Annotated in this window: 23 protein-coding genes; 8 read left to right on the top strand and 15 right to left on the bottom strand. The window is 65.8% G+C overall.

Features of this window, described 5'->3' with window-relative positions; translation table 11 throughout:
• The 6 genes from yihA to KF785_15620 all read left to right on the top strand — a co-directional run bounded on the left by yihA (position 1) and on the right by KF785_15620 (position 7732).
• Entirely contained in the window at positions 1 to 621 is a 621-nt protein-coding gene (gene yihA, locus KF785_15645; GenBank protein MBX3148197.1) for a ribosome biogenesis GTP-binding protein YihA/YsxC, read from the top strand.
• Between the two features lie 49 nt (positions 622 to 670).
• On the top strand, positions 671 to 1408 hold the full coding sequence (locus KF785_15640) for a sulfite exporter TauE/SafE family protein (protein MBX3148196.1): 738 nt from the start codon (positions 671 to 673) through the stop codon (positions 1406 to 1408).
• Between the two features lie 64 nt (positions 1409 to 1472).
• Positions 1473 to 2309, top strand: coding sequence for an acyltransferase (locus KF785_15635; GenBank protein ID MBX3148195.1), 837 nt, complete (start codon positions 1473 to 1475; stop codon positions 2307 to 2309).
• Between the two features lie 213 nt (positions 2310 to 2522).
• The gene (locus KF785_15630) at positions 2523 to 5315 is read left to right on the top strand and encodes a TonB-dependent receptor (GenBank protein MBX3148194.1); all 2793 of its coding nucleotides are present in this window, start codon (positions 2523 to 2525) and stop codon (positions 5313 to 5315) included.
• A gap of 101 nt (positions 5316 to 5416) precedes the next feature.
• The gene (locus KF785_15625) at positions 5417 to 7105 is read left to right on the top strand and encodes a fibronectin type III domain-containing protein (protein ID MBX3148193.1); all 1689 of its coding nucleotides are present in this window, start codon (positions 5417 to 5419) and stop codon (positions 7103 to 7105) included.
• Between the two features lie 18 nt (positions 7106 to 7123).
• Positions 7124 to 7732 (top strand): hypothetical protein, encoded by a 609-nt coding sequence (locus KF785_15620; GenBank protein MBX3148192.1) that lies wholly within the window; start codon positions 7124 to 7126, stop codon positions 7730 to 7732.
• Positions 7733 to 7741: 9 nt separating this feature from the next.
• On the opposite strand, the gene KF785_15615 is transcribed toward KF785_15620, so the two are convergent.
• From KF785_15615 to KF785_15605, 3 genes are read right to left on the bottom strand one after another with little or no spacing between them, the layout of a single operon-like run.
• The gene (locus KF785_15615) at positions 7742 to 8233 is read right to left on the bottom strand and encodes an NUDIX domain-containing protein (GenBank protein MBX3148191.1); all 492 of its coding nucleotides are present in this window, start codon (positions 8231 to 8233) and stop codon (positions 7742 to 7744) included.
• Positions 8230 to 10512, bottom strand: coding sequence for a Flp pilus assembly complex ATPase component TadA (gene tadA / locus KF785_15610; protein ID MBX3148190.1), 2283 nt, complete (start codon positions 10510 to 10512; stop codon positions 8230 to 8232). The genes KF785_15615 and tadA overlap by 4 nt, the downstream gene beginning before the upstream one ends.
• 57 nt (positions 10513 to 10569) lie before the next feature.
• The gene (locus KF785_15605) at positions 10570 to 12471 is read right to left on the bottom strand and encodes a hypothetical protein (protein MBX3148189.1); all 1902 of its coding nucleotides are present in this window, start codon (positions 12469 to 12471) and stop codon (positions 10570 to 10572) included.
• A gap of 24 nt (positions 12472 to 12495) precedes the next feature.
• Here KF785_15605 and KF785_15600 point away from each other — a divergent pair, with 24 nt between their 5' ends.
• Together KF785_15600 and KF785_15595 are read left to right on the top strand one after the other, a co-directional pair.
• Positions 12496 to 13239 (top strand): hypothetical protein, encoded by a 744-nt coding sequence (locus tag KF785_15600; protein MBX3148188.1) that lies wholly within the window; start codon positions 12496 to 12498, stop codon positions 13237 to 13239.
• The gene (locus tag KF785_15595; GenBank protein MBX3148187.1) at positions 13239 to 14762 is read left to right on the top strand and encodes an FHA domain-containing protein; all 1524 of its coding nucleotides are present in this window, start codon (positions 13239 to 13241) and stop codon (positions 14760 to 14762) included. Before KF785_15600 ends, KF785_15595 begins: the two co-directional genes overlap by 1 nt.
• Here KF785_15595 and maf read toward each other — a convergent pair.
• The 12 genes from maf to KF785_15535 form a co-directional block, all read right to left on the bottom strand.
• Positions 14755 to 15333: a septum formation protein Maf gene (maf, locus tag KF785_15590; protein ID MBX3148186.1), complete on the bottom strand. Its 579-nt coding sequence runs from the start codon at positions 15331 to 15333 to the stop codon at positions 14755 to 14757. The two genes, KF785_15595 and maf, sit on opposite strands and share 8 nt — an antisense overlap.
• Entirely contained in the window at positions 15326 to 15772 is a 447-nt protein-coding gene (gene dtd / locus KF785_15585) for a D-tyrosyl-tRNA(Tyr) deacylase (protein ID MBX3148185.1), read from the bottom strand. The genes maf and dtd overlap by 8 nt, the downstream gene beginning before the upstream one ends.
• Positions 15773 to 15892: 120 nt before the next feature.
• The gene (locus tag KF785_15580) at positions 15893 to 16438 is read right to left on the bottom strand and encodes a YceI family protein (protein MBX3148184.1); all 546 of its coding nucleotides are present in this window, start codon (positions 16436 to 16438) and stop codon (positions 15893 to 15895) included.
• A gap of 56 nt (positions 16439 to 16494) precedes the next feature.
• Positions 16495 to 17118: a nitroreductase family protein gene (locus KF785_15575; protein ID MBX3148183.1), complete on the bottom strand. Its 624-nt coding sequence runs from the start codon at positions 17116 to 17118 to the stop codon at positions 16495 to 16497.
• A 52-nt stretch (positions 17119 to 17170) separates the two neighbouring features.
• Positions 17171 to 17638, bottom strand: a complete 468-nt coding sequence (locus KF785_15570; GenBank protein ID MBX3148182.1) for a winged helix-turn-helix transcriptional regulator — start codon at positions 17636 to 17638, stop codon at positions 17171 to 17173.
• A gap of 61 nt (positions 17639 to 17699) precedes the next feature.
• Complete coding sequence (locus KF785_15565; protein MBX3148181.1) at positions 17700 to 18644, bottom strand: phosphodiester glycosidase family protein; 945 nt, start codon at positions 18642 to 18644, stop codon at positions 17700 to 17702.
• Between the two features lie 5 nt (positions 18645 to 18649).
• Positions 18650 to 19558 (bottom strand): hypothetical protein, encoded by a 909-nt coding sequence (locus KF785_15560; protein ID MBX3148180.1) that lies wholly within the window; start codon positions 19556 to 19558, stop codon positions 18650 to 18652.
• Entirely contained in the window at positions 19545 to 20420 is an 876-nt protein-coding gene (locus tag KF785_15555; protein ID MBX3148179.1) for a hypothetical protein, read from the bottom strand. The genes KF785_15560 and KF785_15555 overlap by 14 nt, the downstream gene beginning before the upstream one ends.
• Positions 20421 to 20557: 137 nt before the next feature.
• Complete coding sequence (locus KF785_15550) at positions 20558 to 21130, bottom strand: hypothetical protein (GenBank protein MBX3148178.1); 573 nt, start codon at positions 21128 to 21130, stop codon at positions 20558 to 20560.
• 153 nt (positions 21131 to 21283) lie between these two features.
• The gene (glmS, locus tag KF785_15545) at positions 21284 to 23110 is read right to left on the bottom strand and encodes a glutamine--fructose-6-phosphate transaminase (isomerizing) (protein MBX3148177.1); all 1827 of its coding nucleotides are present in this window, start codon (positions 23108 to 23110) and stop codon (positions 21284 to 21286) included.
• Between the two features lie 2 nt (positions 23111 to 23112).
• Positions 23113 to 24480, bottom strand: coding sequence for a phosphoglucosamine mutase (glmM, locus tag KF785_15540; GenBank protein MBX3148176.1), 1368 nt, complete (start codon positions 24478 to 24480; stop codon positions 23113 to 23115).
• A gap of 39 nt (positions 24481 to 24519) precedes the next feature.
• A partial coding sequence (locus KF785_15535; protein ID MBX3148175.1) for an HD-GYP domain-containing protein occupies positions 24520 to 25064 on the bottom strand: 545 nt, incomplete at its 5' end.

Below are 25064 nucleotides of genomic sequence, written 5' to 3'. Positions count from 1 at the left end.
GTGGCCGTAACCACCGTATTTTCGGATCTGCCGGTTGAGTTCATCGGCAGCTTCCCCGACCCCCGCCATCCGCTGGTACCTCCGCTGCCCGAGCTGATCTTTCTCGGTCGGTCTAACGTGGGGAAGTCGAGTCTCATCAATGCCCTGGCCGGACGCCGGATTGCCAAGACGAGTGGCACTCCGGGCAAAACCCAATTCCTGAACGCATTCCGCTTTCCCGGTTTCTATCTGATCGATCTGCCCGGCTACGGCTATGCCAAGCTTGCGAGGACCGAGCGGGGCCGGCTCCGCAAACTGGTCAAGGATGTCATCGCAACCAGAAGCGGGCACGGCGCCGTGGTCTGGCTGCTCGACATCCGGCACCCGCCCTCCGAGGACGACCTGGCCATGGCCGACCTGCTCGCTGATGCGGGTCGCGAGACGGTCATCGTGCTCACCAAGGGTGACAAGCTGTCCCAGGCCCAGCGGCACGCTGCGACCAGGGCCCGCGCCGACGACCTCGGCCTCGACTCCGACGACCTGCTGCTGACCAGCAGCGCCAAAGGATTCGGCATTGCCGAGCTTGCCCGGCACCTCGACGAGGCCACCCGGGATCCGAATCTGGGCCGCGGAGCCCGTTGAAGGGCCACTCGACCCTCCAGACGTTCTCATCCGCCGACGGAGTCCAGTGATGGACGACTCGATCATCCTCTACCTCGCCCTTGGCGTCATTGCGTTCCTGTACGCATCGGTAGGACATGCCGGTGCCTCGGGGTACATCGCGGTGTTGACGCTGGCGGGGATGGCGTCGGAGGTGGTCCGACCAACTGCGCTGATCCTCAATATTCTGGTGGCCGGGCTGACGACCTTTCAGTTCGTCCGGGCCGGGTACTTTGCCTGGCACCGGTTCCTGCCCTTTGCGGTTGCTGCGCTTCCCGCCTCCTTTCTGGGTGGTTTCATCCACGTCCCAACCGAGATCTTCAAACTCCTGATTGGCGTGGTACTGCTCTTCTCCGCCGCCCGGTTCGTGATGAAGTCCGAGGATCCGCCTGCAACTCGATTTCCGCGGCTCTGGGTCGCCCTCACGGTCGGTGCCGCGCTCGGCCTGCTGTCGGGGCTGACCGGGACCGGTGGGGGGATCTTCCTCACGCCGCTGATGTTGCACCTGGCCTGGGCCCGTACCAAGGAAACCGCTGCAGTATCGGCCCCCTTCATTCTGCTCAACTCCATCGCCGGGCTGGCGGGGTTCCGGGTCGGCGGCGGCAACCTGCCAGAGTCAGGCTTCGTCCTGACCCTGGCGCTGGTCGTCATCCTTGCCGGCGGACTTGGCGGCTATTTCGGCAGTCGGCGCTTCCCGGTCAAAGTCATCCGGCTCACGCTGGCGGTCGTGCTGGCCATTGCCGGTGCGAAGCTCGCCTTCGGGGGCTAGCGGGGTTGGGAGGGGCGTCGGGCGCACCTAGATTGCCGACCGGTCCCCGATATCGAGGTCTCTGATGCCCCTCCTGCCTCTCCGGAAACTCGCGCTGCCCGGTGCTGCGCGGCAGCACATCGACCATTGGCTGGCCGACCTGGACGGGCGCCTTTCGGGTCCTGAACAGGACTGGGGCCGAGTCTGCCGGGAAACGCTCTTTCCCCTCTGGTACCCGGGTCAGGGAACCTACGATGAGGCCCTGGAGCGGGCCGCGAGCCTGCCGGGTGGTCGGCTGGCCGTCGATGCCCTGGATCCGGCCAACATCACCCTCGAACCCGAGTACTACGCCGACTGCGACGCAGCCGCGTTTGCCAGGGTCAAACCGCTGCTCTGGCTCTGGTATTCGTTCGATCGCACCCCTCTCGGCGGGCAGAACGTCCAGCTCGGCGTCGAACTCCGGCGCCTCCTGGCGGCCAGGATCTTCAGGCGCTGCGGCGCCAACTTCAAATGCTTCCAGCACACCGAGTTTTCGTTCGGCTACAATATGGAGGTGGGTGACGACGTGGTGGTCCATCGCCATGTCCTGCTCGACGATCGAGGCGGACTGGTCCTGGGCAATCGGGTCAGCATCTCGGACTACGCCAACATCTACAGCCATACCCACAGCATCGTCGACCAGCGGGATGTGACCAACGCGGTCACCACGCTCGAAGACGATGTCCGGATTACCTACCACGCGACCGTGCTGGCCGGAACCCGGGTTGCGAGCAACGGTATGGTGGGTGCCATGGCCCTCGCGACGAAAGACGTCAAATCGTACCACGTCAACGTCGGTATTCCGGCGAAATCGGTTCGGGTCAAGCCCAACGCTCCACGCGAAACCTACGTCACCGAACGAGTGGCTCGCCGGGGCGAGTAGCCCCTCCCTCCGGCACCGTTCGCGGTGCCTCGCCAGACCCCGATCCGCCCGGGCTCGTGACCCGTTCGTCGCCAAATCGTCGCCGGACGGGGCGGCCGTGACACAATCGTTGCAACTTCGTCCCAGATCAGAGACGCACGACCGGCAGGTTTGATCGCGTCGAGGGGTCCATGTCGGACGGCCCTCGACCGAATTCTTCAACGACCGGTCGAGATGATGACGCGTTTCACGAGATGGTTGCTGGCGCTGGCCAATCTGGCCCTGCTGTCGAGCCTGCCGAACACGGTAGTTGCACAGGAGCCGACCGGTCGAGTCACCGGGCGGGTTGTCGATGCTGCGCAGGGAGCGCCGATTGCCGGTGCCATCGTCGAGCTGGTTGGCACCTCGACACCGCACCGCACCTCGACGTCTTTGGACGGGCGTTACACCTTCCTGACAGTGCCAGCCGGCGAAGTCGGCATCCGAGTGCGGATGATCGGGTTCGGTCCCAAACTGGTCACCGGCGTTCGGGTCCCGGTCAATGGCGTTGCCACGCAGGATGTCTCCCTCAATGCGGAGACGGTCCAGCTCGAGGAGCTCAACGTCACCGCCGCAGCCGAACGCGGCACCGTAGCCGACGCTCTCAACGAACAGCGCAACTCCGTGGGCGTGGTCAACGCCGTCACAGCGGAAGAAATCAGCCGGAGCCCCGATGGTGACGCGGCAGCCGCGGTACAGCGGGTCAGCGGTGTCACGGTCCAGGAAGGCAAATATGTCTTCGTGCGCGGCCTGGGCGAGCGATACACCACGACATCGCTCAACGGTGCCCGGATCCCGAGTCCTGAACCCGAGCGCAAGGTGGTGCCGCTCGACCTCTTCCCGTCCGGGTTGATCCAGGCCATCACAACGGCAAAGACTTTTACTCCGGACCTGCCAGGCGATTTCAGCGGTGCTCAGGTCAACATCCGGACCCGCGAGTTCCCGGCCACCCGGCAGTTCACCGTGTCGACCTCGACCGGTTACAACACTCGCGCAACCGGAACGGCCATGCTGCGCGCTCCGAATGCCGGGCTCGAGTGGCTCGCGTTCGGAGCCAACAAGCGCGGCCTGCCTGGGCTCGTTCGGGATGCCGGCGTCTTCGATCCGCCCCCGTCACAGACCGACGTCAACCGCATGGTCGAGTCGTTCCGGAACGCCTGGAGCGCGCCAAGTCGTTCAGGCCTGCCGAGCTCGTCACTGGCATTGTCGCTGGGCGGCAGCGATCCGATCTTCGGTCAGTCGATCGGCTACCTGCTCTCAGCCACCTACTCCTACAGCCAGGAAGTCCAACAAGATCAGCGGCGTGCTTTCGCTCTGCCGCTCGCAACCCCCGGTGAGGTCGCCGAGATTGACCGCTTCGAAGGGTCGACCGGCCGCGCATCCGTGGGGCTCGGCACGCTTGCCTCGCTGAGCACCTCGATCGGCGCGTCGACCCGACTCTCGCTCAACACCTCATACAACCGGACCGCCGACAACGACGCCCGATTCGAAGCCGGACTCAGCGAGAATCACGGCAGCGAACTGGAGGTCACCCGGCTCCGATATATCGAGCGCTCCGTGTTGTCGATGCAGCTCCAGGGCGAGCACCGGATCGGAGCCCGCCATTCGCTCGACTGGTCTGCCTCGCGCTCACGGGTGACTCGGGACGAGCCCGATCGCTCCGAGATGGTCTACTTCGTCGGAACCGACGCCTCAGGCCAGCGGCAGACCCCAGCCTGGTTCAGCGCGTCGAACGAGGGCGCGGTTCGGACCTTTGCAGCGCTCGATGAGTCCAGCTCCGAGGCGGCCGGCAACTACGGGCTGCAGCTCGGCTCCCGCGATCGTCCGCACCAGATCCGAATCGGCGGCCTCTATCGGTCGACCACCCGCAATGCGAACAACGCGTCGTACAGCATCGCGTCGTCGCTGCCGTCGAGCGCCCGGACCCTCAAGCCGGAAGAGATCTTCGACGGTCGCTTCTCGAGCGGGGATCAGGCCTACTTCCGTGTCACGCCGCTTTCAGCAGGCGGCAGCTACGCTGCCAGCGACCGCCTCGTCGCCGGCTACGTCATGGGCCAGTACTTCCTGACCCCGCGGATCGAAATTCTCGCCGGTGCACGGGTCGAGCGATCGACGGTGCGCGTGACCACCGAGCCGACCGTCGGCAGCACGGTCATCACCGCGCCAGAGTACACTGATGTGCTCCCCTCACTCGGGGTCAACGTCCGCCTGTCGGAGACTCAGACCCTTCGCTTCGCAGCGACTCAGACCCTGGCCCGCCCCGAGTACCGTGAGCTGTCCCCCGTGCAGTATCGCGAGGTGATCGGTGGCGAGAACCTGCTCGGCAACGCCGAGCTGAAGCGCTCGCTGATCAAGAATCTGGACGCCCGTTGGGAATGGTATCCCAACCCCATGGAGGTCATCAGCGTCGGGCTGTTCGCCAAGCAGTTCACCGACCCCATCGAGCGCGTCTACCTCGCGACGTCGGGCACTCGGGTGGTCAGTTTCCTGAACGCCGAGTCGGCTGAGAATTATGGGATCGAGCTCGAGGGTCGAAAGAATCTCCGGTTCGTCTCACCGTCTCTCGTCAATTTCTCGGCGCACGCCAATGCCACGGTGATCCACAGCCGGATCCGGATTGGTGGTGAGGGTCTGGCCAGCCGTCTCAATGACGAGCGCGCCATGGTCGGCCAGGCGCCGTACGTCTTCAACAGCGGACTCACCTACACCTCGGGCTCGGGCCGCTTCTCGGCCACGGCGCTCTACAACATCGTCGGTCGCCGAATCGTCAACGCCGCCGAGGCGCCGTTGCCCGACGTGTACGAGCAGGCCCGTCACGCGCTCGACCTGTCGCTGCGATTCCCGGTCATTGCGGGCATCAAGGGCAAGATGGACTTCAAGAACATTCTGGACTCGCCCTACCAGATCGAGCAGGGCACCGTCGTGCGTGAGTACTACCGCTCCGGACGCGTGGTCAGCTTCGGCCTGTCGTGGCAGCCGACGCTGTGACCCAGACGTGACTCAATCGACGCGAGGCAGGGACGAACTCGGGGTATTTCTTACCCCAGTTCGTTCCACCCAATCCGATTCAAAGATGAGGATGTCACGACATGTCGAATGAGTTCCGATCGCGCCTGCTGGCGCTCACCGCCGCGGCCCTGATCACCTCGGCTTGCAGCGACGAGCCGACCGGTCCGCCAGACAATCCAACCATCAATCCCCCGACTGGCGTCACCGTCACTGCCGTGTCATCCGTGGCTGCCCGGGTTTCATTCTCCGCCGTTTCCGGAGCTACCGGCTATGTCGTGGAGCGCGCTCCGGGTGCGTCTGGCGGCACCTTTACCCAGGTCGGCACGCCGACGGCCCCGCCGTTCGACGACACCGGCCTGACTCCCCTCAACGTCTATCGGTACCGCGTGATTACCGTGTCGGGTACGCGCCGCTCGGATGCGAGCAGCGAAGTATCGCTGACGATGCCCGACAAGCCGCTGGTCGTCATCAACCAGGACATCACGACCAATACGACGTGGAGCGCCAGCAACCGCTATCGGCTCTCCGGGTTCATCCACGTGCAGAACGGCGCCACCCTGACCATCGAGGCCGGCACCGTGATCGAAGGTGACTACGACGTCGTCGGGTCGTCGCTCTTCGTGCTGCGCGGCGCACGGATCGTCGCGAACGGAACCGCCAATGCGCCGATCGTCTTCACCTCCTCGCGTCCGGTCGGGCAGCGCCGCGCCGGCGACTGGGGCGGTCTGATCCTGATCGGCAACGGCATCATCAACCGGGGCGACCCCGTCATTCTCGAGGGCACCGGAACCGGCGCCAACAATCCGGCCGTCAACTACGCTGGCGGCACCAACAATGCCGACAACAGCGGAACCCTTCGATACGTCCGCGTCGAGTTCGCCGGCTATGCAACCGCGCCGGACGCGGAGCTCAACACCTTTACGTTTGCCGCAGTGGGCAGCGGCACCACGCTCGAGTACCTCCAGGCCATGCACGGTTTGGACGATTCGTTCGAGTGGTTCGGCGGCGCCGTCGACGGCAAGTACCTGGTGTCGTACAACTCGGGCGACGATCACTTCGACATGTCGGAAGGGTACGTTGGGCGCCTGCAGTTCGTGATTGCGTACCAGAACGTTCAGGTCATTCCGCGCCCGCAGGCCGGCAACATCGCCAGTGACCCGCAGGGCATCGAGAACGACGGGTGCGCCGGCGCCAACTGCAACGCGGGTCAGACCTCGCTGCCGTACACGATTCCGGTGGTCGCCAACTTCACGATCGTTGGTCCGCCCGACGGAGTCATGACTCAAGGCAGCGGCAACGTTGGCATGATGCTGCGCCGAGGCACGGGCGGCCACTACGTCAACGGCATCGTGGCCCGCTACGCTCGCGCCGCGATCAGCTTGCGAGATCAGCCCACCCTCGACCGGATCGCCGCAGGTGACCTGACGCTCAAGAACCTGCTCCTCGCCCAGAATGGCGTGACCTTCCAGGCACCCTCGGGCACGACGGTTCAGGGCACGGTCGATGTCGCCGCCAACGCCATCGAAGCTGTCGGGGCCACGACCGCCTCACTGTTCACCGCGTTCCCGACCGGCGCGCCAGCCAATGCGGCAGCCTTCGACTGGACGCCCAGCGCCACCTCAGCAGCACGCACCGGCGGCCTGACGACGTTCACCGGCCAGCTGGCAACCAAGGCCGGCACCTTCATCACCGGCACCAGCTACCGTGGCGCGGCCGATCCCAACGGCGCCAAGTGGTGGCAGGGCTGGACCAACTACGCAGAGCAGTAAGCGGCAGAGGATTGTATCGTGACCATGCGCAGGCAGTGGATCGGACTCGGAGTGGTGGCGGTCATCACCGCAGCTGTACTGATGGTGAGAGCCGTCACGACTGAAGCCGAGCCACAGCCTGCCACGGTCATCGACAGCGCCGTCCCGATCGAGATCGCCGTGAGCCGGTTCCGGGAGACCATCCCGGAACCGGCGCCGGTTGACCTGGACGGAGCCTCCAGCCGCGACGCCCTGGTTGCCGGGTTCCTCGACGCCCTCGAACAGAACGACATTCCCGCACTCAATCGGCTGCTGATCTCACGGGCCGAATTTGCCTACCTCTACTTCCCCAGCAGCATCTACATGAACCGCCCCTACCAGCAGGACCCCAGCCTGGTGTGGTTCATGATGGTCAACAACAGCGAGCGCGGTCTCCGCCGCGTCCTGACCCGAGACGGCGGTCGGCCGCTTGGCATCCGCGGCTATCGGTGCCCGGAGGAACCGCTGATCGAGGGCGAGAATCGGATCTGGCGCGACTGCGTGCTGCTCGGCACCCGCGACGGCGCCCCGATCGAACGCCGACTCTTCGGAGCAATTATCGAACGCAATCAGCGGGCGAAGTTCCTGACCTACACCTCAGAGTACTGAGACTGACCGCTACCGGGAGTCGGGAGCGGAGTCGAGAGGCAGGCGCAGCACGTCTTCGAGGGGTCCGGCCGTTCCGTCCCGCAGCAGCACTCCGATATCCGCCAAGGCACGTCGCTCCCTGGGCCAGGCCACCTGCCCGATAGCCTGCTCGAGCGGCAACCAGCTCCAGCGATCGTGTTCGTGGGACAGAACGGGCGCTTCGACTGAATCGATGACAGCGGCAAAACTCGGAATCAGGGCGACTTCATCGGTCAGGTGGAGGTAGAACGACTCGACTCGACTCAGGTTGTAGTAGCGCTGGGGTACCAGCCCGGTTTCTTCCTGCAGCTCGCGCAATGCCGCAGCAACCGGCGTCTCAGCTGCCTCGATCCTCCCATGCACTGCTTCCCACGCACCTGCACAGCGAACTCCCGCGGCCCGACGGAGAATCAGTGCTTCCAGTCCGGAGCTGCCGATCCGGATCGGATACACATCGACGAACCTGACCGCGGTGCCGGTCAATGACCGCGCGACCGCGCCAGCGCCGTCTGCAACCGCGCCGCAAGGGCGCGGGCCCGGAAAGGCTTCGTCAGGAAATCATCGGCGCCCAGCTCGAGCACTCGCACTTCGTTGTCTTCGTCGCCCTTGGCAGTCAGGACCACGATGGGCAGGTTGCGAGTTGCTTCGCGGGAGCGCACCTGCGACAGCACGGTGTACCCGTCGACCCCCGGGAGATTCAGGTCGAGCAGCATCAGGTCCGGATTGGTCCGATCGATCTCGGCCAGCGCTTCCGCTCCGTCTCGCGCTTCGAGAACGGTGTACCCCTGGCGTTCGAGCAAGTCGCGCATGACGCGCCGGAGCTGGTCTTCGTCGTCGACGAGCAGCACCACCGCACCGCGACGGGTCACCTCGAACTTGGCGGGCGGCAGATCGACGTCATCGACGAGCTCGAAGCCGTCGAGCGGATCCGGGGTCCCGCGACGATCCGAGGGTGACGGCGTCAGCCGGTCTCGCGGCGCCGGCGTGCTTCGCTCGCGGGATGGGGCCGGCTCAGGCATGGCCGAAAGCGCAGTCAGTGCCCGTGGAGTGGAACGGGCCGGGGCAGGGTCGGGCAGCGGCTCACGCGGGGGGTCCGTGACCCGCAGCACTTCTTCGACCGAGGTCGTGCCCAGCAGCACATGGCGCAGGGCGCTCTCGAACAACGATCGCATGCCATCAGCGCGCGCGGCGCTTGCGATCTGATCGGCCGTTGCGCCTGAGGCAATCAGCCGCTCGAGCGTCTCCGTCATCACCAGTACTTCGACGATCGCAAAGCGCCCGCGGTAACCGGTCTGCGAGCACTCCGAACACCCGACCGCCTTGAAGCGGGGCGCATCGGCCGCGATATACGTTCGGATCTTGCTCGGTATGGGATCGCTGTCGGGTGCGCGGCAGGCAGGACACAACTTACGCATCAACCGCTGCGCCACGATACCCCGGAGCGCCGACCCGATCTTGTACGCCTCCATCCCAATGTCGAGCAGCCGGGTAATCGTATTCGGCGCATCATTGGTGTGCAGCGTCGACAGTACCAGATGGCCCGTCAGCGACGCCTGCACCGCAATCTGCGCGGTTTCCCGATCGCGGATCTCTCCGATCAGCACGACGTCCGGGTCCTGCCGGAGGATCGAACGCAGCGCCGATGGAAATGTCAGACCGGCGCGCTCGTTGATCTGCACCTGCACGATATTCTGGCCCAGCCGATACTCGACCGGATCCTCGACCGTCACGATATTGACGCCGGTATTCTGGACCGTGCGCAGCGCCGCATAGAGGGTGGTGGTCTTGCCGGACCCGGTCGGCCCGGTCACCAGCAGGATCCCTTCCTTGTTCTGAAGCAGGCCGAGGATGACGTCCTGCTCCTCCTGATCGTATCCCAAGGACTCGAGATCAAGGACGGTAGCCTTGGCGTTGAGAATTCGGATTACGACCTTCTCGCCCAGTGACGCCGGCAGAGTCGACACACGGAGGTCGACCGGCTGACCGTTGACCGCGACCCGGCAGCGGCCGTCCTGGGGCCGGAGCCGATCGGCAATGTCCATCCCGGACATGATCTTGATCCGGGAAATGAGCGGGATGCCCGCCGAGCGCGGAATCTTCATGACTTCCCGCAGCACGCCGTCGATCCGGTAGCGAACGATCACGCCACCTTCGGTCGGCTCGACGTGCACGTCGCTGGCCCGGCTGGTAATGCCGTCGGCAAGCAGCGTGTCGACCAGCTTGATGATCGGGCGAGCCCGCGCTTCGTCGGCAGTGGCTGTCAGGTCATCCGGCTCGTCCGCCAGCTGCTGCACGTCCGCGTTGTCGGCGATTCCGTCGAGCAGCTTCTCGACCAGATCATCCGGGCGGTACACCTCTTCGATCTTGTCCCGAATCTTGGCCGGCGACGCCAGCAGCAGACGCACCTCGAGCCCGGTCGCAAACGCCAGCATCTTCTCGGCGTCGATGTCGAACGGATTGGCCGTGGCAATTTCGACCCAGCTGTTGGTCGCGCGGATCGGGAAGACGCCGTACTTGCGGACAACCTGCTCAGGAACCTGCTCGATGACCCGTCGGTCTACTTGCCCCAGATCGGCAACCGGCATCCGGAATCGTTCCGAAACCGCCCGGAGCACCTGATCGTCCGTCAGGATGCGCCGGTCGATTATCATCTGCCACACCGATGGAGTCGGCCCCGAGGCTTGTCGGCGGAGATCGTCCAGCGTCGACTCGGGCACGAGCGACGTCAGGGCGGGAACGAGCCATTCATCCGCAAATTGCATCGGCAGGACCTGTCGTAATGCGTTGGGAACTGTCCCAAAATAGGCGGAAGAGCACCGCTACAGAATTGGCCACCAGGCCCGAGTCGCATCGACCGACAGGGTCAGGCCTCCAGCCCCCCGAAGGCCCCACCCCACTTCGAGACGCACGATTCGATCGAAGGCCTCGATCGCGACCCCGGCCACGGGCCGAATCCCGGACGAGGCCCGCCAGGGCATCCCGGCCATCTCCGCACCAGCAATGCCGGCCCCGAGGACCGGGCCGACCCAGAGCCGAGATCCGGTCCGCCCCAAAGCACCGAGACGCACCGAGGGCCCCGGAACAGGATACAACCACTCGGCGGCACCCCAACTCGCCAGTCTTCCCCCATAGGCACGAAACGGTTCGCCCGGCAACGACCCGGACCCGCCGAACACAAAAGCTCGGTGATGCGGCAGCTCCGCAGTTCCGGCGCCCGCCATGATCCGGCCCCCGAGTTCACCGCCAGCCCATGGCAGGGCACCGCTCGCGATGCCAACCACCCGCCCATACATCACTCCGCCCGCCCCGGCCTCGGCCCGCAGGGTCACTCGCCCGCGGCGCCCGGACGGGCGGTCCGCTGCGCTCTCGAGCTCGACGCGCCCAACCCAGTCGGCCCCGCCCCCAAGCGCCGGATTGGGACGGTAGCTGTTCCGCGCCGGTTCCGCCTCGGTCTCGACCGACTCGGCCCGCTCGCGCGCCAGCTCGAACCCGATCGTGGTCCCGCTCCCCGGAGAGACCCGGGCGCCGGCCCCGACCCGTTCGAGCAGCACATAGTCACCGAGATCGCGACCGCCCTCTTGCGCAGCAATCGAATTGATCACCCCGCTGGCCGCAGCCACATCGCCGATGTCCGCCACTGCACGCTGGGCAAAGACGGTCCACCGGACCCCGCCCGTCGTCCGGGCCGCATCGACCCGCCCCGTGAACCGCCGGTCCGCAGTTCCAAACCCCGCCGCAAGGCTGAGCCGGTCGACCGGGCCAGCACGAACACTCGCGCCCGCTCCCAGGCGAAGGCCCTCGACCCGATTGACCCGAATCAGGTCGCTCACCCGTGACGCCGCCAGCCGGCCACGCGGCAAACCGACGAGCGCGCGGGCACGAACCATCCGAGCGGCCTGCGCCCGCAAGGCGTCGAAGCCCGTCTCGGCACGTCGGACCAGGCCCGAATCGAGCGCAGCAAGCAAGGAACCCGGCAACGGGGGGCCGCCCGGACGGAGCAGCCCACCCACCGTGCCCGGGATAGCCGCGACTGGCATGGCGGCCCCGTTGAGGCGGTGCGCATCGATGTCCCACTGCCCCCGAATGATGCCGCGAAACGGAAAGTCCATCACGGCCGACCCGCGCCGGATCTCGATATCCTGCCGGAGGGGCAGCCAATAGCGGCCATCCACCAGGGTCCGCTCGAACCGGATCGTGATGTCCTCGATGGCACGGTCGCGGTAGGCTGCGGCGGTAAAGGACAGCTCGGTTCGCACCGCCGATCCGCGGTCCCGATCGATGTAGAAGGTCCCGACCGCCGCAGGAGCGGACGGCACCCGAGGCCGCACTTCGAGCGCCATTACGGTGATCTGCTCGGCAGGCAGGGTGATGCGGATCGAGTCCCGCAGACGATACTCATAGAACCCGAGCCCCGCCGGCGAGAGCGGATGGATCACACCGGCGACCTCGTCGCCCTGCCCGATCCAGATCGTGGCCCCGAACTCGTCGGGAATGATGCCCAGATGATCGCGATGATAGTCGAGCGGTGTCGGCGCCAGCGTGGTATCGCGCCAGGAACGGATCAGTTGCTTGCTCCGGTCCGGCCTCTCCCAATACACTTCGACCGCAAGTTCATCTGCCCTGATGAGGCGCGGCGTCAGCCCCTCGAGGCCGAGCGCCGCCAGAAAGGTCACCACGCCGTGCGCCTGCGCCGAGTACGCCAGGAGAGTGGAGTCCGCCACCAACGCCATCCGACTGCCAATGGCATGCTCGGCCAGACGCAGGGCGGCCGGCTCATTCCATCCCTGGGCTCCGAGCGGCGCAACCGCACCGAGCAGCCCGATCAGCATCGACGCCCTGGCCATCACCGGCGCAATATACCGATCCTGTTCGCCCTGCTGGCAGCGGTCGGCGCCTGCGGCATTCCCTCCCCGGCTCCGCCCAGGCCCACGCGCGGCCCGGAGGTCATTCCCCCGCCGCTTCCCGGCACCCTGGCGACCGCTTTCATTCTCGAATCCGCCGGGATTCCCCCGGACGACACGACAGTCATCATCCCCGGCGGCCAGCGGCGCGTCATCAGCGTGCGGCGCGGCCCGCCCGACAACAGCCTTTTTGCCGTCGTCATAATTGCCGACTCGACCCTGAGCTCGCTGGCCGACGTGACAGCACCGCCCCGCCGAGCCGACACCTCGCTTGCTGTGCCGACGACGGATTCGGTTCGCATCAGCGTCCGTTCCCTGCCCGGCCGCTACGGCGTCGACCTCGAAATCGAGGGCGGGCAGCTCGCCTCGCTCGTCACCGTTGCGATGAGCTACGCGCTCGACTTCGTCGCGCCAGCCGGTGCCCGCGAACGGTACGGCGGCGACCTCGGGTACGAAGCGGCCCTCTTCCTTGCCCGGCTCGAACCCGATGGTCGCGTCGTCTACCTGCCGACTTCGCGCCCGGGGTCCGACCTCCTGGCGGCGCGCGTCCCGGGTCCGGGACGTTACGTCGTCGCGGCGCCGCAGTAATGACCGCCGCGCACACGCTGATCGGGGTCGGGCACGGCGAGCGCATCGTCGTCTTGCCAGGCCATCCCGTCATGCTCGGCCGGTCGCCCGACTGCGACGCAGTAATCCCGGATCCAACCGTCTCACGGCGGCATGCAGAGCTGACCGCAACGCCGCACAGCCTGGTCGTTCGAGACCTCGGCAGCTCCAACGGCACCACGATCAACGGCGTCCGGGTCTCGACCGGCGAACTGTTCCCCGGTGATGCGGTCCTCTTCGGTAAAGTCGCCTTTCGGTTCGACCAGCCTGCCGACGGGCCAGATCCGCTGGCTGCGGACCAGGCCCCGGAGGGCACGGTGGTGCGCTCCCTTCCTGCGGCGGCCCATCTCGATGCCAGCCTTCCGGCGCAACGCCTCGCCCGCATTCTCGAGGTTGCCACCAAGCTGTCAGGCGAGTTCGAAACCGACAAACTGATCGAGGCGATCGTCGATCTTTCGTTCGACCTGCTGCCCGTCGATCGAGTCTCGCTGCTGCTGCTCGATGACGCCTCAGGCCAGCTCGTTCCGGCCCGACAGAAGAGCCGCCTGGGGGACGAAGCCTCGATGCGGGTTCCTCGCTCGATTGCACAGCGCGCCGTGACCGATCGAGCGCCGATCCTGACCGAGAACGCCGAGGCCGACGAGCGATTCAACAGCGGCTCCGTCATCCTGCAACGAGTTCGCGCGGCGATCTCGACTCCGCTCCTCGCCTCGCGCGAGCGGGTGCTCGGCGTTCTCTATGTCGACACCCTGACCGCCACCCGTCCCTTCGAAGACGAGGAGGCGGCCATGCTCTTTGCCTTTGGAGGACTGGCAGCGGTAAGCCTGGGCAAGCTGGCCTACGCCGAAGAGCATCGGCGTGAAGCACAGATCCGCAGCAACTTCGAGCGTTTCTTCGCGCCCGAAGTCGCCGCACGCATTGCCCGCGAGCCGACCGCCATCCAGCTCACCGGCGATCGCCGTCCCGCCACGGTACTCTTCAGCGATATTCGCGGCTTTACCGCGATTGCGGAGACCATGGCGCCAGATGCGCTCAGTCGCCTGCTGACCGAGTACTTCACCGAAATGGTCGACGTGGTGTTCGAGTGGGGCGGCACGCTCGACAAGTTCATCGGCGACGCCATCCTGGCAGTCTGGGGCGTTCCGATCGGGACGCCGGACGACGCGGCGCAGGCCATCGGGGCGGCCCGCGCCATGCAGGCGCGGCTCGAGACGTTCAATCAGCGCTCCGCAGCCATCGGACGACCCACGCTCGCAATCGGCATCGGTATCAATCACGGTGAGGTCTTTGCCGGCTACCTGGGCAGTGAGCGGCGCCTCGAATACAGCGTGATCGGCGATACCGTCAACGTCGCGTCACGCCTGGCCGACGCCGCGGCGCCCGGCGAGATTCGGGTCGCGGAAACCGTGATCAAGCAGCTCCGCACACCACCCCCGCTCGAACAGGTCACCAGTCTCGAGTTGCGCGGCAAACGAAATACCGTGCCGGTCTATCGCCTCAGCTGACCGGTGCAAATCGATAGGGTCGCCCCGCCTGGGCCAGGAGGTCGATCACCAGCCGGACCGGCAACCCCATCACGCCGAAGAAGTCACCCTCGATCCGGTCGACCAGAGCCGCGCCATAACCCTGGATCCCGTAGCTGCCGGCCTTGTCCATCGGCTCACCGGTGGCGACATACGACTGAAGCCACTCGGTCGTGGCCGGACGAAAGAACACCGCCGTCACATCCTGCGCCTGAAACTCGACTCCATCGGCAATCAGGCAGACCGAGGTGATCACCTCGTGCCGGCGGCCCTGGAGCCGTTCCAGCATCCGGACCGCATCATCGGCGTCAGCAGGCTTCTCGAGAATGGCCTCGTCGATCACGACGATGGTGTCCGCACCAAGCACGTACTGCCCCGGCACCGCCCGAGCTTTGTCGCGCGCCAGCCGGGCGGAGTACGCGCCCGGACGCTCTCTCGGCAGAGGAATTTCCTGCACGTCAGCCGCGGAAACGATGACCGGCAAACCCAGCATCTCGAGCAACTGCTTGCGGCGCGGTGACCGGGACGCCAGCACGATCGGGCGATCAGACATGCTCGCGCTCGAGCATCAGTGTCACCGGTCCGTCGTTGTGGATTTCGACCACCATCTCGGCGCCGAACTGTCCGGTGCCGACCCGAAGCCCTCGGGCCTCGAGCTGCGCACAGAACGATTGGTAGAGGGGAATCGCCTGCTCCGGGCGGGCCGCATCGAGGAACGAGGGGCGTCGCCCTTTCGCCGCATCGCCATAGAGCGTGAACTGAGAGACGACGAGCAGCCCCCCGCCGACATCGGCCAGTCCGAGGTTCATCTTGCCCTCCGCATCGGAAAAAAGCCGGAGGCCCAGAACCTTGTCGACCATCCAGGTGACTTCGTCAGGCGTATCGGAGTGAGTAAAGCCGACCAGAAGACAGAAGCCGCGATCGACCTGCCCGACGACCTCTCCATCGACCGAGACCGACGCCCGTGAGACCCGCTGCAGCAGCACTCGCATTCCGAATTCCTTGCACCGACGAAGAGACCGATGGACTCACGACGTCACGAAAGTCGCTGGCCGGATCGTGGTTGACAAGGGAATGCCGGGAGCGGACAACCGCCCGCTCCCGCACTGCGCTCAGCTGGACTTCGTCGCCTGCACCTCGAGGGTCACCTTGAGATCGTTACCAACCAGGACGCCCCCCGTTTCGAGCGTCTGATTGAAGGTGAGCCCGTAGTCCCTGCGGTCGATCTTGGCTGCCGCGCTGAAGCTGATCCGCTCCCCACCCCAGGGATCACGACCCTGGCCTTCGTAGACCGCCGCCAGGGCGACTTCCCGCGTCGTACCGTGAATGGTCAGGTCACCAATCACGGTGAACTCGTCGCCGGGGGTATCGAATGCCCCGTCGATCCGACGACTCGCGAAGGTAATGGTCGGATACTTCTCGACTTCGAGGAAGTCGGCGGAGCGCAGGTGGTCATCGCGCTGCTGAGCCCGCGTGTCGATCGAGGCAGCCTGGATCTCGACCTCGACCTTGGAGCCGGCGCCATTCTTGACGATGGTGCCTGAGACCGCACCGAATCGGCCCTTCACCGTCGTGATCATCAGATGCTTGGTTGCGAACTCGACGACGGTGTGGATCGGATCGATGGTCCAGACCGTGGTAGTGTCAACTGCGGACATGATTGAATCTCCTTCAGAAGGTTGATGTTGTTGGCAAGGGTTGGCGCGCACCGGCCTCATGCCACTCGCATCAGTTGCTCCAGCGGGATGCGATGGTGTGGAAACCCAGACTCCGCACCTCGGCCGATGGCTACGAGCGCAACGACGCGGACATGAGTCGGCAGGCCGAGCAACCGCTTGACACTCTCCGCGTCGAACCCCGCCATCGGCGAGGTCTGATAGCCATGCGCTTCGGCCGTGAGCAGCAGGTAGCCGAGCGCAATGAAGCCCTGCTCAGCGCCCCACGCCTCACGTTCCGCCTCGGACTTCCCGGCGAAGGCGTTCCGGATGTACGCCTGCACCTCGGCCTGCCGCTCGATCGGCATGTTCGGGTGGACGACGCGGTCGAGGGTTGCCAGGGTGTCCTGCATGTCGGTGTAGAGCACCAGTACCAGGGGCGCCGAACGGACCTGCCGCTGGTTGTGCGCAGCTGCGGTGAGCGCTTCCCGGACCTCGGGCGACTCGACCGTGACGAAGCGCCAGGGCTGGAGGTTGAAGGCCGACGGCGCCAGGCGTACCACCTCCAGGATCGTGGCCAACTCGCTGGCCGGTATCGGTTCGGGCCGATAGGAACGGATCGACCGGCGGGCCCGGGCAGCAGCGTCCACGGTCAGGATCTCGGTTGTCGAGACGTCACTCATCATGTGTTCCTCCATCCAGTGTTACAACATCTATCTAGCGAAATAAAAAGGCTTACGGCCGGTTGCGCGCCTCGGCCAGCAGGTCGATCAGCAGCCGCAACCGCTCCTCGCCCAAGTGACCAAGCAGGCGCTGATTGCCGGCGGCAACGACCGGGTCGAGTTCTGCCAGCAAGGTGGCCCCAGCCTCCGTCAGCCGGGCGGTCACATAGCGCCGATCGGGTGTATCACGATCCCGGGTGACCAAGCCAAGGAACACGAGCCGGTCCAGCAAACGGGTGGCATCAGGCACCGGAGCAACCATCCGATCCCGGACCTCGTTGCGGCAGAGGCCCTGGGGCCCGGCCCCTCGAAGGATCCGGAGCACGTTGTACTGCGTTCCCGTGATGCCGTACGGTCGGAGCATCTCGGCCGTCGCATGGTCGAGACAGGCCGCCGTTCGGGCAAGACTCACCGCCGCCTCGGCTTCCGGCGAAGGGAACGGCTTGCTCTGGCGCAGCTCTTCCTGCAACGTTATTGGCATGGGTAGATTATAAGTGTTGCAACACTTGTTGTCAAGAGGGGTACGACCGACGCCTCCCGCATCACGACCGACCCCGCGCGACCAGAGCCAGCGGTACCCTGCGAAGCCCGGACCACACCAGCGCCTTCTCGGCATCCCGAACCAGCATCTGCGCCGAAATGCCGCCATCGAGCGCCACGGCTTCACGGGCGCCTAACGCCCCCATTACCGCCGCCATCTCGGGCGTCGTCAAGCCTAACGGCACGAACCCGAGCTGATCGCCGAGTCCGTCGAAACGGGTCATCGCAACGAGCAAACGGCCATCCGAGTCAGCACCGATCGCCGCCCGGGCGTCTCGATGCGCCAGGTCGACACCCCGTCCGGCTCGCTGCAGCGGCTCAGGAACCCGGCCGCCACGGAGCAGGGTCGGATAGGACTGAAAAGCAAACCGCACTTCACCGCGGCCTCGACGGGCCGCGATCGAATCGCCGGCGACCCACCCAACCTGCCCTTCCCGATCCACCGTCAGCGCCGTCGAGAGTGGGCCCGAGCCGGGCGGCAGCCGCTCGACCCCGTCGAGCACCAACCAACCCCAGGGGCTGGTGCGCACAAACTGACCTGCGTTGACCGCAAACAGGACGTCCGTACCGACCCGATCCGCTTGCCAAGCAGGCTGACCATCGGCTCCGTACCCTGTTTCGAGGCTCAGCCTGAGCCTTGCGGGGTCGAGCCGAACAACGACGAGCCGGGTTCGCCAGGCTCCTCGCCGGCCGGACAGTTTGAGCTGCGCCATCTCGATGGCCGGTGCCGTCGCGGCCCAGGCCACGCCAGCAGTGAGAACGTGCTGATCCTCGGACCACACCTGAGGCGCACGATCCGAGCGCCACCATGTCTGCCAGCGACCATTCTGCCAGCGCGCCAGCGAGGAGACGGGCAGGCCGGGTTCGTCACCACCCGGGAAGGCGGGGCCGCTCGACGCAACCAGCAGCGTCACGCCGAGCAGCGGAACGAGGCGGGCAACCTGCATGAGGATCAGAAGTAGCGCTGCAGTTCGGTGCGGCGGCTGCTCAGACTGGCGCGCTCCGCCGGGCTGAAGCCGCGCGAGGCACGTTCGGGCCGGGCTGACAGATACAGCAGGATCCGTTCTCGCGCCATGCCAAGCTGGCGTGGCTGCAACTCACTGACACGAGCCTCCTCGCGCGAGGCACGCTCTTCCATGCCGCGAATCGTCTGAGCAGCGCTCTGTTCTCGCTCTGAGAGCGATTCAATCCTCGCAATCACCGCAGGCGCCACGGGCATCCGTCCGCACCGACCGTCGATCGCCGCCGAGTCCGAGGGTGATGCCGCGATCCTGGCCGCCTCCTGAAGCCGTCGGTGGACCCGCTGCATCGCTGCGGTGTCACCCGCCTGGGTTGCCGCTGCGAGTTCCTGGGCCAGTGAGGTGACAACCTGCTGCAGGGCCGGATCGCTCATGACCCGTTCGTTGTACCGTTCACGCTGCGCCCGCTCGAGCGAAGCGAAGGCATCGTCGCGGCAGTCCCGGATGCGGACCGTGCTCCGCTCGTAGCGCTCGATCTCCGCGCTGTTCGCCTCGTACAGGCGAACTCGCTCCTCGATGGCTCGCTCCCGATCCACACTGAGCGAAGCCAGACTCGGTCCGCCTTCCGTTCCATCGAGGACGCGCCGCCCCGCCTCAAACCCGGCAATGAGCTGTGCCAGGCGCGCCTCGGTCAATTCGAGGATGACCTCGTCGAAAGGCACCGCCGCCTCGGCGGGCGATCCGGCCACCGTCCCCTCGACCTGTTTCTTGGCTTTCTTGAGCAGCCCGCCGATCTGCGCCTCGGCAGCCGACCCCGCCATCGCGACCAATACCGCCGCCAGCGCTGCCGAGCGACATGCCAGCAGCACGGTCGGGCGCAGCCTGGTTTCAGTGCGCGCCATGGTGTGCCCCCTTCGTGCGCGCCTGCGGCGCTCCAACCGTGAACTCTTTCACCATGCCGTGATGGACATGCTCACGTCCATCCTTGGCGTCGGGCACGAAGCAGTACCATGCGTAGGTACCAGGTTCGAGGGATACGACCACCTTCTGACTGGCCCCAGCCTCGATGCCGGTGATGCCACCGACCGGCATGGCGGGGGGCGGCCCCTCCCACTTCTCCATCCAGTGCAGCAGGTCGGCCGCCGTCTTGCCGGGCGCCAGCTTGGCCAGAAAGGCCTCGTGCACCTGGCTGGCGCGATTCGAGAACTCGATCACGTGCTGCCCCGGTGTGAGCGCCTCGGCAAAGACGAAATCGTAGTCGGTCAACGACGCACGAGCCGTAACGGGAAGATCGAGCGGCGGCAGCGGCGCTCCGGCAACCTCGACCGGCTTGACCATCCCCTTCATGATATGGAGCGTCCCGTCGGGCGAAGGGATGTAACAGACAATTGCGTAGCTGCCGGGTGCAAAGTCGACGACGGCGACAGACTCACCGCCGGGCACCGGCGCATTGGGACCTCCCAGGTTCTTCACCCAGGATGGCAACGGGACGCCGGCCCGCAGGGATGCGAGCAGGTCCGCCACCGTCTTGCCCTGTTCGAGCCGCATCACCCAGACGTGGTGTAACTCCTTGCCGGTGTTGACCATTCGGATCCGATACTGGCCGGGACGGATCGAAATCGGCATCTCGAACGCATAGTCCATCGCCTTGATGACGAGGTCCGGCCGATCCACCGAGGCTGCGACGGCGGGGCGTGTTTCGAACGACCGATACAGGGGTACGGCGCCTGCGGCGACCAGTACGAGAAGAGAAACAACGCGCATATACAGCTCCGCAAAGATTTGGGGTTCGCATCACTCGAAGCCCAATCTCTGCGGGGGCGATTACCACAAGCTTATCAGAACGAACGGCGGCCTATTACGATGACAGGCCCACTGCTTACAGAGCTCCTGTCAAAGCGCTAATGTCTTGAAATGTTTGAGGTTAGCAACATCGCGATGGCCTGGTCGTCGGCGCCGGTGGCCAGCTGCCGCCCCACCTGCTCGACCGCTCGTCCCGGCTCGGTACCCTGCGCCGCGAGGCGGGCCATGACGTCGAGCGGAACGAGCAGTGACCGTGCTGGCGAGACAGACCGAAGGAGATACGCCAGCTGATCGAGACTCCCGCCCCGCTCGAGCACCAGCGCCGCGAGCACGATTTCGCGCTGATCGGCGAGCCGACCAGCATCCCGAAACTCTCGGCTGGCCGATTCGAGTCGAGCCACCGTGGCCTCCGCCGTGGCAACGAGCTGCGACGCCGGAGTGCGCCGACTCTGACCGGCTTCGATCCGCTCGACGATCGGTTGTGTGGGCAGGCCGGCGGCGCGGGCGTGCTGCAGCAGTGCTTCGATCCGAGCCCGCGCGTCGGGGCCCAGTCGCCTGATCACCCGCACTTCACGGCTGGCTTCGGCTTCAGTCAGCAGGGGATCATCTTGGGCCAGGCCGAGATCCGATCCTCCGACCAACACCAGAATCGCGAGAGCGATGCTGCGCATTGTTGCCTCCTGGGCACCGTCGTGGTCGCATCGACATGCGATCGAATAGAACGACGAACGACCGCGCCCCACACGCACGCCTGGATTTCGCCCCGACGCAAAAGCGGCGCATGCCCGAAGGCACGCGCCGCTATTCGACTCAGCAGGAAATCGCTACTCGACCGTAACGCTCTTGGCGAGGTTCCGGGGTTGGTCGACGTTGCATCCGCGCAGCACCGCCACATAGTACGAGAACAGCTGCAGCGGGACACTCGCCAGAATCGGTGTCAGCAGGTCGTGCGTGGCCGGCAGCGGGAACGTTTCCTCCGCCAGCTTGCCGATCTCGACATCACCCTCTGTGACGAGGGCAATGACGCGCCCTTTCCGCGCTTTCACCTCTTCGACATTGGACACGATCTTCGAGTAGACGGCGTCCTTGGGCGCAATGATTACGACGGGCATGTTCTCGTCGATCAGCGCGATCGGACCGTGCTTCATCTCGGCCGCCGGGTAGCCCTCGGCGTGGATGTAGGAAATCTCCTTGAGCTTGAGCGCACCCTCGAGCGCCACCGGGAAGTTGACGCCGCGGCCCAGGTAGAGGCAGTTCGTGGCCTGATGGTATCGCTTGGCCAGCTCTTCGATTTCCGGCGCGCGCGCCAGGATCTGACGAATCTGATCAGGCAGGCGGTTCAGCGCCGAAATGAACTCGCGACCCTGCAGCAGGCTCAGGTTCTTGAGGCGCGCCAACCGAAGCGCCACCATGGCCAGCGCAGCGACCTGACTGTTGAATGCCTTGGTACTCGCAACGCCGATCTCTGCACCGGCGCGCAGGTAGAGGCCGCCATCGACTTCGCGCGCAATCGTGGATCCGACGACGTTGACGAGACCGATGACCCGGGCGCCCCGCCGCTTGGCCTCTCGAATGGCCGCGAGCGTGTCGGCCGTCTCGCCCGACTGCGAAATGGCAATGACCAGGCAACGATCATCGAGCACCGGATTGCGATACCGGAACTCGGACGCGTACTCGACCTCGACCGGCACGCGGGCCAGTTCCTCGATCATGTACTCGCCGATCAAGCCGGCATGCCATGAGGTGCCGCAGGCCGTAATGACGATACGATCGAAACGCTTGAGGTCGTCGTCCGACAGGTTGAGACCGCGCAGCCGCGCTGTCCCCTCTTCTTCGAGCAGGTGTCCGCGCAGTGTATTCCGGAGGCTGTCCGGCTGTTCGAAGATTTCCTTGAGCATGAAGTGGGGGTAGCCGCCACGCTCGATGGTGGCGAGGTCCCATTCGATCTGGTTGACCGTCTTGGCCACGTGCGTCTGGGTCAGGTTGCGCACCCGGTAGCCGTCGCGCTTGAGCACCGCCATTTCGCCGTCGTCGAGGTAGACGACCGACCTGGTATGCTCCAGAATGGCCGAGGCGTCTGAGGCGACGAAGTACTCGCCGTCGCCGACACCGACCAGCAGCGGCGAGCCGTTGCGCGCAGCAACCAGAGTGCCCGGTTCCTCCGAGCAGATCACCGCAATGCCGTAGGCGCCTTCGACGTCCCACAGGGCGCTGGCCACGGCTTCTTCGAGATCGCCGGTGTAGTACTCGCCAATCAGATGCGCCAGCACCTCGGTGTCGGTTTCCGACTGGAAGGTGTGGTTGCGCATCTCGAGCGCTTTGCGAATCGTGGTCGCGTTCTCGATGATGCCGTTATGGATCACGGCAATGCGGCCCGACTGATCGAGATGGGGATGCGCATTGGGGGTGGTCGGCGCTCCGTGAGTCGCCCATCGGGTATGGCCGATGCCGACCGTCCCTTCGGGCGGGCCGGACTTGAGCTGCTCAGTGAGCACTCCCAGTTTCCCCGCAGCCTTGCGGACTTTGACGCCGGCGCCGTTGATGACCGCAATACCGGCCGAGTCATAACCCCGGTATTCCATCCGTTTGAGACCATCGAGCAGGATGCTGCCCGCTTGCCGCGGTCCTACGTATCCGACAATTCCGCACATAGTTACAGGCCCTGACAGGTTGCAATGAGTTCCTGCGCCAAAGCCTCCGTAGGCGCTTCGGCGATGTACCGGATGATCGGCTCGGTTCCCGATGGACGAACATGCACCCACCGATCCGACCAGGAGAGCCGAAGCCCATCCCTCATATCGGCCTCGGCGTCCGGGAACCGGCTGCGCAGCGCCGGGTACAGAACGTCTAAGTCGATGCCCCGTGGGGATTTGGCTTTGACGATCTTGTACCGTGGCGCCGCTGCAACGATCTGACTCGGTCGTTGCGCCGTCACCGCAAGATGCTGCAAGATCAGCGCCACACCTAACGGCGCATCACGACCAATGTGGAGCGCTGGAAGAATGACGCCCCCGTTACCTTCGCCCCCGATCAGCGCCTTCTCCGCCTTGATCGTGGCCGCAACATTGGCCTCGCCGACGGGCGCGCGCACGAATCGGCCGCCGCACTCCCGTGCCGCGTCTTCGACGACGAGCGAGGTGGACAGGTTCGCGACCACGGTCGGGATGGAGCCGTCCCCGCGGCTCGACGGGTGACCCAGGACGGCCCGCACCGCAAAGGCGAGCGTATAGTCCTCGCCGATCGGGTCGCCGCGCTCGTCGACCAGGGCGAGTCGGTCGACGTCCGGGTCGACCGCCATCCCGATATCGGCTCCCGACTCGCGCACCAGTCGGCTCAAGTCGCCCAGGTTTTCCGGAATCGGCTCCGGCTCGTGGGGAAACCGGCCGTCGGTCTCGAGATGGATGCCGATGACCTCACAGCCTAGACGCTCGAGCAACGCCGGAATCACACGCCCGCCAGCCCCTCGAACGCAATCGAGCGCGACTCGAAATCCGCGGCTCCGGATCAGCGGCGCGTCGATCAGCGGCAAGGCCAGGACCGCATCGAGATGGCGAGCAATCGCGTCGGGGTCGGTGCGCAACGATCCGATGCCGTCCCAGCCGCCGCGCGGCACGCCCTGCTCAGCCAGCCGACGCACCGCAGTGCCCGCAGCGGCATCGAGAAAGATCCCGTCAGGGCCAACGAACTTGAGGGCGTTCCAGGCAATCGGATTGTGGCTCGCCGTGATGATCAGCCCCGCCCCCGCGTGATGGTGCTCCACCGCCAGCTGCACGGTCGGTGTCGGGACCACGCCGACGTCGACGACGTCCACGCCCACCGACATCAGCCCGGCAACGGCAGCATGGGTGAACATCTCCCCGCTGGTTCGCGCATCGCGGCCCAGGACGACGAGCGGCCGACCGCTCGATCGTGCCCAGCTGCCAAGAGCAGCCGCGTGGCGGGCCACCAGTTCGGGCGTCAGGTCCGAACCGACGAGGCCACGCATGCCGGATACCGAGATCATCAGGGTCGAAGAGGTCATCTGTGTTTTGCTTTACGTCGAAGAATGGAATGGTCCGCCTCAGGACGAGGGGAGCAACTTGTCCAGATCGGGAAAGGCACGCTCGAACGCCAGGACGACTTCGGGATCAAACTGCCGCCCGGCGCAGCGGCGCAGCTCCTCCATCGCTTCCGCAGGACCGCGACAGGTGCGGTAGGCGCGATTGGTCGTCATGGCATCGAAGGCATCGACCACGCAGGCAATTCGGGCCACCATGGGAATCGCATCGCCCTTGAGGCCATCCGGAAAGCCGGAACCGTCGAGCCGCTCGTGATGGAACCGCACGATCTGCAGCACCGCCGGATGATCCTGTCGGAGCGGCTCCAGAATCTCCTCCCCCTCGATGACGTGCTTCTGGATTTCCAGAAACTCTTCCGGCGTGAGCGGCCCGGGCTTGTGGAGCACCGCGTCGCGGGTGCCGATCTTGCCGATGTCATGCAGGTCGCCCCCCAAGCGGATCTGATCGAGCAGCGCCCCGGTGTACCCGAGCACCAGGCCCGTCTTGACCGCGTACCAGCTGACCCGCTGCGAATGGCCCCGGGTATAGACGTCCTTCTTCTCCAGCA

It is taken from the genome of Gemmatimonadales bacterium, assembly GCA_019637315.1.
In the GTDB taxonomy this organism is placed as follows: domain Bacteria; phylum Gemmatimonadota; class Gemmatimonadetes; order Gemmatimonadales; family GWC2-71-9; genus SHZU01.
The sequence above is the reverse complement of the archived record's forward strand: the minus strand, read 5'-3'. Positions and strand labels throughout refer to the sequence as shown.